The organism is Rosenbergiella metrosideri (assembly GCF_022602565.1).
Lineage (GTDB): Bacteria > Pseudomonadota > Gammaproteobacteria > Enterobacterales > Enterobacteriaceae > Rosenbergiella > Rosenbergiella metrosideri.
Genome location: NZ_JALBCV010000038.1, coordinates 1 through 1,479 on the forward strand (window position 1 = coordinate 1; position 1,479 = coordinate 1,479).

Genomic DNA, 1,479 nt, shown 5'->3' on the forward strand with positions numbered 1-1,479 from the left:
TGATTAACTATTAGCTTATTATGAATAAGATTAATGTTCTGTATCTTATTTGATAAAGATTTTATAAAAGACTCTGTATTAATACTACTTTTCTTATCAATTAGTAGGTAAAAATAGTGATTATCTAAGGAAAGTCTTTCCAGAATCCTCATTATCAAATTAGGATGAGAATGGCAAATCATTAAAAAAGCATGTTTTTTCATTATTTTCTTATTAATCTCTTTAATCGCCTGAAAAAGTCGAATTCGATAACTCTTCCGCCTGCAGAACTACATTTAGCTGCAATATATTTTTCATTTATGATGGTTTTTATTTTTCTAATTTTTATCTGAATATCATCACAATCATTATTGTACCATCCATTACGTATATTTTTGGGGAACATCCATTCGTTAATATGCTCCTGTAGATTTGGAGAGATATTTTCCCACTTTAGGCTTTGATCTGAATTGCTATAATTCACTGATTGACTTAGTAATTTCTCTTCAATAGAAATTTTTTTATCCAAAATTTCAAATAATTTAAATGAAACCATAAATAGGTATGTACTAACCCATACGTTAGATTTATTTCCTAAAATATCAAAGTTTTGATCGAATGTTAACACGTGGCCAGAAAGAATCGGTTTTGGTGTCAATTTATTGAGTTTATAATTATATTTAAAGGTAAGAGCAGCTGATAATTTCTCAAATTTACCCCATGGATTGTGATGACAAAATGTATCATTAGCAAAAATAATAGAGTCTTTCTCTTGCAATTTATCACTAATAGTTTCAGCACCTGAATCCCAGCCACTAAAGTCCCAGTTTATATTATTTCCCATGACCCATATTTCATCTTCGTAACCAACTTTGAATAATTTTTGGTTATTAGTGACAATTATTATTTTATTATCCATTGAAATACTATTTAAAAAATTTTTGAATTCGGATATTGCTCTAAGATAATATTTTGGATAATAAACTAAAATTATTCCATAAATCATAAGATTCTCTCATTTTTTTTGTGTAGTTTATTTTTCAAAAATGAATATAATGTTTTCAAATATTCCTCCGCTGAATCATCTTTACTTGTGATCATGTGCTCACTTTCAAATATTCCATTAGAACTTTTTTTAGTAGCTACAACTGGTATTCCTTGTTCGATAGCCTCTAATACTTTAATTTTAATACCTGTTCCAGTAATTATAGGTGAGATTATACATATACACTCACTATATAAAACTGATAATTTATCTGTGGATACCTCACCTAGAAAATGCAAACGTTCATCAGTTCTTATTTTAGACTTTTTATCAACATCAGCAGTACCAGTAATTAGAAAATCAATATCTATTCCAAGGTTTGATAGAACATTTTCGGAAAACCATTTGATAGCTAAAAAATTCTGCGAAAAATTAATACTACCAGGATATAGACAAAATGGTTTAACGTAATTCACATTTCTTTTGATTGTCGGTATATATAATCTATTAGACGC

General features: G+C 27.9%; 2 protein-coding genes. Both read right to left on the reverse strand.

Going from position 1 to position 1,479, the window contains the following annotated elements:
* Positions 1 to 202: 202 nt before the first annotated feature.
* Positions 203 to 985, reverse strand: coding sequence for a hypothetical protein (locus MKR94_RS16310; protein WP_241647872.1), 783 nt, complete (start codon positions 983 to 985; stop codon positions 203 to 205).
* A partial coding sequence (locus MKR94_RS16315) for a glycosyltransferase family 4 protein (RefSeq protein ID WP_241647873.1) occupies positions 982 to 1,479 on the reverse strand: 498 nt, incomplete at its 5' end. The genes MKR94_RS16315 and MKR94_RS16310, both read right to left, overlap by 4 nt.

Bases quoted from the DNA above. Each gene is read 5' to 3' on its own strand.
- MKR94_RS16310 (WP_241647872.1), bottom strand. From the start codon at position 985: ATGATTTATGGAATAATTTTAGTTTATTATCCAAAATATTATCTTAGA.